This window comes from Blastococcus sp. CT_GayMR20, from assembly GCF_004570345.1.
In genome coordinates this window covers 1-6,641 of the sequence record NZ_SPQM01000205.1, presented here as the reverse complement: position 1 = coordinate 6,641, position 6,641 = coordinate 1, and the positions used below count along the sequence as shown (strand labels likewise).

5 protein-coding genes are annotated in these 6,641 nt (G+C 72.8%); 4 read left to right on the top strand and 1 reads right to left on the bottom strand.

Annotated elements, in window-relative coordinates; genetic code table 11:
- Positions 1 to 1,904, bottom strand: a 1,904-nt coding sequence (locus E4P40_RS25420) for a family 1 glycosylhydrolase (protein ID WP_135161111.1), incomplete at its 3' end; no start/stop codon positions are given.
- Positions 1,905 to 2,123: 219 nt separating this feature from the next.
- Here E4P40_RS25420 and E4P40_RS25415 point away from each other — a divergent pair.
- From E4P40_RS25415 to E4P40_RS25400, 4 genes are all read left to right on the top strand, one after another.
- Complete coding sequence (locus E4P40_RS25415) at positions 2,124 to 3,074, top strand: acyl-ACP desaturase (protein WP_135161110.1); 951 nt, start codon at positions 2,124 to 2,126, stop codon at positions 3,072 to 3,074.
- A 27-nt stretch (positions 3,075 to 3,101) separates the two neighbouring features.
- Positions 3,102 to 3,893, top strand: a complete 792-nt coding sequence (locus E4P40_RS25410) for an exodeoxyribonuclease III (RefSeq protein WP_135161109.1) — start codon at positions 3,102 to 3,104, stop codon at positions 3,891 to 3,893.
- Between the two features lie 2 nt (positions 3,894 to 3,895).
- Positions 3,896 to 4,642 (top strand): peroxide stress protein YaaA, encoded by a 747-nt coding sequence (yaaA, locus tag E4P40_RS25405; RefSeq protein ID WP_135161108.1) that lies wholly within the window; start codon positions 3,896 to 3,898, stop codon positions 4,640 to 4,642.
- A gap of 154 nt (positions 4,643 to 4,796) precedes the next feature.
- Positions 4,797 to 6,641: PAS domain-containing protein (locus E4P40_RS25400; protein WP_245160578.1), on the top strand; the 1,845-nt coding region annotated here is incomplete at its 3' end.

Here is a 6,641-nt window from a genome sequence, read left to right as displayed (position 1 = left end):
TGGACCTCCCCGTTCCGGTGGGACCGCACGGACCGGTGCAGCGAGCGCCCGCCGGCGAAGACGACGTCCGCCTCGGCCAGCGCGCGCCGCTGTCGCAGCCGGAGGCCCTCAGGCGCCCGGAGGAAGGACGCGAGATCATCCATCACGTCGTAGGAGAGGCGGCCGGGCACCAGCGCCTCGGCGATGTCCAGGGCCATCGGGGTGTAGAGCAGCACGTCGGGCTCTGCTGGGCGCCCGGCGCTGGTGAGGAACTCCGCCAGCAGCCGCCCGTAGGCGCCGGCCGCGTCGTCGTCGAAGCCCAGGAACTCCGGCTGGTCGGGGCGGCGCGGCACGACCAGCCAGACACGCGTCACGCCGTCCCTCTCCTCGGTGCCGATCTCGGGAGCGGCCACCTCGCCGGCGACCGGTTCCTCGACGAACCACGTCCGGGCGCCGGACGGCGCACGGAGCGCGGCGAACCGGGACACCAGGTGCTGCGGGCGCTGCCACACCCACACCCACCGCAGGTGCGAGAGGACGACGAGGTCGGGCTCACGGGATGTGACCGGGATGTCGGACACGGCTGGCTCCTCTCGGTCCTCCGGGATGCGGATGGGGGCGACGGCGTCGACGGCCGGGGGGTCCTCCCACGGCCAGTGCGCCATCTGGGGCAGGAAGCCGGCGAGCTGGGCATCGCAGGGAGGCTGGAACCGGTAGGCCGGCAACTCGGCGGCGGGCGAGCCGGCGGCGGCGGCCTCCCAGACGGCCGTGAACGTCGTCGGCAGGCGCTCGCCGCCGGGACCCAGGGACACCACGCCCACCGGGTCGGGGCGGCCCGCAGGGCGCGCGAGCAGGGAGTCCCAGTCGCAGGAGTCGACGAACGGGAACCAGCAGAGGCCCTCGAGCGGCACCCCGCGCGAGACGGCGAGCTCGTACTGCTCCAGCACGTAGCGGAGCCAGGAGGCCCGGTCCGAGGGCAGGCCACGCAGGTTCGTCTCGCTCAGCACGAGCGGCCGGTCGTAGCGGGCGGCGTACTGCTCCGCGATCGCCGCGAAGCCGACCGGGTGCGGCGACGGCGCCCGGCTGCCCCGCTCGTCGTACCACCACTCGGAGTGGCAGTAGTAGTCCAGCCCGACCACGTCGACCCGGACCGGCGGCAGGTCCACGAGGGGCTCGGCTCCGGCTCGGAGGAGCTCCCCGAGGAACGGCCGGTCCGGATCGAGGTCGTGCCCCAGGGCCAGGTCCAGCACCGCATGCCGGCGGTCGTTGGCCAACTGCGCGTACGTCCCCGGCGCGCCGGCGGCTCCGGCATGGTGCTCGCAGGTGTCGACCCAGAGGTGGCGGGCCTCCGGCAGCAGCTGCGACCAGCAGGCCGAGGCCTCGCTCAACGCCGGCAGCACGCTGAGCAGCAACCTCGCGAAGCCCGGGATGCCTCTGTCGTACGGCGGCCACAGGCCTTCGTGACCGGCCAGGAAGAGGGTTGCGAAGGGCTCGTTGAACAGGGTGTAGGAGGTCAGCCACGGGTAGCGGGTGGCGACCGCCTCGGCGAAGGCGACGTAGGCCCCCCGGAATCGCGGATCGCGGAAGCCGTCAGCGAGCCATCCCGGATAGCTGGTGTGGTGCACGAGGTCGACCACCGGATCGACCCCCCGCTCCCTCAGGTGCTCGAGGGCAGCGTCCGTCGCCGACCAGTCGTAGCGGCCGGGCTCGGGCTCGATGCGGTGCCAGCGCACGGGGTAGCGGACGGTGCGGATGCCGCGGTCGGCCACCGCGTCGAGGTCGGCCCGCCACCTCAGGTCGTGGCCGGTGCTCTCCGCGACGTCCCGGTCGGGACCCGGCAGGTACGTGCTCTCGAACGCGGCCAGGAAGGCAGGGGCCGGCCGGCCGGCGGTCGACGGCGTCGCATGACGAGACGAGCGGCCCATGGGCTGCCCTTCACCTGGCCGCGGATGCGGCTGGGTGGTGGCGCCCGTGTTAGAGCCACCCTCCTTGGTGCGCGTCTTAGCCCGGGCCTCGAGAGTCCAAACACACCGGCCCGGCGGACGCGTGAGCGTCACCCGGCCGGGGAACTCCCTCAGGACGGTGACCGTTGGTTACGGTGGCGTAGGTTACGCACTCGTAGGTCGCGACCCTCGGAGGTCCCCATGCCCCAGACGTCCCCGCAGGCCGCAGTACTGACCGAGCTGGAGCCGGTGGTCGCGGAGAACCTCGACCGGCACATCCGGATGGCGAAGGAATGGCATCCGCACGACTACGTGCCGTGGGACGAGGGCCGCAACTTCGCGTTCCTCGGCGGTGAGGACTGGTCGCCGGAGCAGTCGAAGCTCGACGAGACGGCCAAGGCCGCGATGTTCGTCAACCTGCTGACCGAGGACAACCTGCCCAGCTACCACCGGGAGATCGCCACGCGCTTCGGCCGCGACGGCGCCTGGGGCCAGTGGGTGGGTCGCTGGACGGCGGAGGAGGGCCGGCACGGCATCGCGATCCGCGACTACCTCGTCGTCACGCGCGGCGTCGACCCGGTCGAGTTGGAGCGAGCACGGATGGACTACATGACCACCGGCTACGACTCCGGCGACAAGACCGCGCTGGAGGCGGTCGCCTACGTCTCCTTCCAGGAGCTCGCGACCCGCGTCTCCCACCGCAACACCGGCAAGGCGACCGGCGACCCCGTCGCGGACAAACTCCTCGCCCGCATCTCGACCGACGAGAACCTGCACATGATCTTCTACCGGAACCTGGTCACGGCCGCGTTCGAGATCAGTCCCGACGAGATGATGAAGGCCGTGGCCAAGGAGGTCATGACCTTCGAGATGCCCGGCGCCAACATGGCCAACTTCCGGAAGAACTCGACGATCATCGCCAAGGCCGGCATCTACGACCTGCGGCTGCACCACGACGAGGTCGTCAGCCCGATCCTGCGCACCTGGAAGGTCTTCGAGCGCACCGACCTCGGCCCGGAGGGCGAGCGGGCCCGCGAGGAGCTCGCGACGTTCCTGGCCGGGCTCGACGCGCAGGCCACGAAGTTCGTGGAGAGCCGGGAGCGGCTGCGGGCCCGCATGGCCGCGAGGGGCGAGGTGCCGGTCCAGGTGTGAACGGGGCGGGACGTAACGTGGACTCCCGTGCGTCTCGCGACCTGGAACGTGAACTCGATCCGCAGCCGGGCCGACCGGGTGGCGTCCTGGCTGGGGCGCAGCGACGTCGATGTCGTCGCGCTGCAGGAGACCAAGTGCCGCGACGACCAGTTCCCCGAGATGGTGTTCAACGCCATCGGGTACGAGGTCGCACACGTGGGCTACTCGCAGTGGAACGGGGTCGCGATCCTGTCCCGGGTGGGGATCGAGGACCTCCAGGTGGGCTTTCCGGGCCAGCCGCACTGGGGTGAGGATCCGGCCGAGGAGGCGCGTGCACTGGGCGCCACGTGCGGCGGCGTGCGGGTGTGGAGCCTGTACGTGCCCAACGGCCGCACGCTCGCCGATCCGCACTACCGGTACAAGCTCGACTGGCTCGCCGCCCTGCGCACCGCCGGCGCGGACTGGCTGGCCGAGGACCCGTCGGCGCAGATCGCCCTGACCGGCGACTGGAACATCGCGCCGGAGAACGACGACGTCTGGGACATCACCCTCTTCTCCCACTCCACGCACGTCTCCCCGCCCGAGCGGGCGGCCTTCCGCGCCGTCGTCGAGGCCGGCTTCGCCGACGTCGTCCGCCCGTACACCCCCGGACCGGGCGTCTACACCTACTGGGACTACACGCAGCTGCGCTTCCCCCGCCGCGAGGGCATGCGGATCGACTTCGTCCTGGGCTCGCCGGCCCTGGCCGCCCGGACGACCGGCGCGGTCATCGACCGCGAGGAGCGCAAGGGCAAGGGCGCCAGCGACCACGCCCCCGTGATCGTCGACCTCGCGGACTGAGCGTGCTCGTCCTCCTCCCGCCGTCGGAGACGAAGGCGGCCGGCGGCGACGGTCCGCCGCTCGACCTGGCAGCGCTGACCGCCCCCGAGCTGAGCCCCGTGCGCACCGAGATCGCCGAGGCGCTGGTCAAGCTGGCCGGCGACGTCCCCACGGCGCGCGCCGCCCTGGGACTCTCACCGAAGCAGGACGAGGAGATCGAGCGCAACGCCGCGCTGTGGACCAGCGGCACACTGCCTGCGCTGCAGCGCTACACCGGCGTCCTCTACGACGCTCTCGACGTCGGCTCGATGACGCGGGCGCAACGTGCGAGGGCGGGGCGCCGGCTCGCCGTCGGGTCCGCACTGCTCGGTCTCGTCGGGGCCGACGACCCGATCCCCGCATACCGGCTGTCGGCCGGCTCCTCCCTGCCGGGCCTGCCGACGTTGCGGGCCCTGTGGAAGCCGGCGCTCGCCCCGGTCCTCGCCGGCATCGACGACCTCGTCGTCGACCTCCGCAGCGGCTCCTACGCCGCGCTCGCCCCGGTGCCGGGCGCCGTCACGCTCGAGGTGCTCAGCGAGCGCCCGGACGGGAGCCGCTCGGTGGTCAGTCACTTCAACAAGGCACACAAGGGCAGGGTCGCCCGGCTGCTGGCGACCACGACCGCCGAACCCGACGGTGTGGTGCGACTGCGGAGCCTGCTGAGGCGGGCGGGGTTGCACGTGGAACATGGCGGCGGGTCCGCTCTCACGCTCGTCGTCCCAGCTCCGTGACGCGCCGCGGGCCCGGGAAGCAGAGTGACCTGCGTCCGGTTGGTTGCGCACAACGGAGCTTCCGTGACATAACAGACCGGACGGCGACGCAGGGTCCAACACCTGGCCTGTGCGTCGACGCATCTCCGGCGCGAAGCCGGGCAGAAGGGTTCACGTGAACGAGTCGGCGGACCGGCCGATCGACGAGCACCGGTCCTGCAGCCAGGTCGCGGCCGATGAGCTGCTCGGCGACGGCGGTCGCATCGTCGCGGCGCGCCGGTTGCTCCCCGTGGGCAGGGACGCACCGGCCCTGAACCGGCTCGCCGAACTGGCCGCACAGCTCCTGGGCGCGCGGGAGAGCCACATCTCCCTGCTCACCGACGTCGAGGTCGTCAGTGCCGGCGCCGGTCTGCCACCCGGCGCCGTCGGCAGCGAGTCCCCGCTGAACGCCTCGGTGTGCTCCGTGCTGAACGCGACCGGCAGGGGCGACCGGCTCGGGGACCGCCTCGGCACTCCGCTGGTCGCCGGCACGAGGGAGGTCGTCGGAGCCCTCTGCGTCCACGCGCCCGACCCCCGCGCCTGGTCGGACTCCGACCTGGCGACGCTGCGGCAGCTGGCCGAGGCCGCCGTCACCGAGCTGGAGCTCTCCGCCGTCGTACGGCGCTACGAGAACGACCGGCTGCGCTGGGACCTGGCCATCGACGCGGCCGGGGTCGGCACCTTCGACTGGGACCTGGTCACGGGCACGCTGACCTGGGACACGCGCCTGATCACGATGTTCGGCTACGACGTGGAGACCTTCGACCAGAGCATCGAGGCCTTCAACGCCCGGCTGCACCCCGACGACCTCCGGCGGGTCACCGACCTCCTCCAGCACTGCATCGACGAGTGCGGTGACTACGACGCCGAGTACCGGGTCGTCCGGCCGGACGGCGAGACCCGCTGGGTCCACGCCCGCGGGCGCGCGCTGGCAGGTGCGGAGGGCACCGCCGTCCGCCTGCTGGGCGCCGCCTACGACACCACGGGCGAGCGCGAGGGCGCCACCCGCGTCACCCGGGTGCTGGAGGCCATGCCCGCCGGCTTCTACAGCCTGGACCGGGAGTGGCGCTTCACCCACGTCAACGCCGAGGCCGAGCGGCTGCTCGGCCGGACCCGCGAGGACCTGCTCGGCCGCGTCCTCTGGGACGACTGGCCCGCGGCGGTCGACAGCCCCTTCGAGGACAGCTACCGCACCGCCGTCCGCACCGGGTTGCCCGTCTCGTTCGACGCCTACTACCCCGCCCCGCTGGACGGGTGGTACGAGCTGCGGGCCTGGCCGACCCCCGACGGCCTGTCGGTCTACTTCACGGAGGTGACCGAGCGCCGGCGCATGCAGGAACAGACCGACCTCTCGGCCGCTCGCCTGGAGATCCTGGCCCAGGTGAGCGCCGAGATGGCAGGGACCCTGGACGTGTCCGTGGCCGCCGAGCACCTGCCGAGGCTCGTCGTCCCCACCCTGGCCGACTTCGCCATCGTGACCCTGGTCGACCCGGACGGGCGACCGCGGGACGTCGCCTCGTGGCATGCCGACGAGGCGTCCCGCGCGCTGCTGGAGCGGTACACCGAGGTGCGACTGGAGTCGCTGCCGTCCGCCTCACCGGTGGCACGCGCCCTGGCCGGCGGAGAACCCGTCCGGGAGGACGGGCGCACCGTCCTGGGCATGCTGTCCTCCGGTGAGTCGAAGGAGCTGCTCGGCGTGCTCGCGCCCGAGACAGCCGCCGTGCTGCCGATGCGCGGGCGCGGCCGCACCCTGGGCCTGTTGACGCTGTACTTCCGCCCCGGACGTTCCGTGGCCGACGAGGACCTGTCCACCGCGCAGGACGTCGCCGACCGGGCGGGCATGGCCCTCGACAACGCGCGCCTCTACAACGCGCAGATGCAGCTCGCCGAGGGACTGCAGCGGAGCCTGCTCACCGAGCCGCCGCAGCCCGACCACGGGGAGATCGCCGTCCGGTACCTGCCTGCGGCGGAGGCCGCGCGG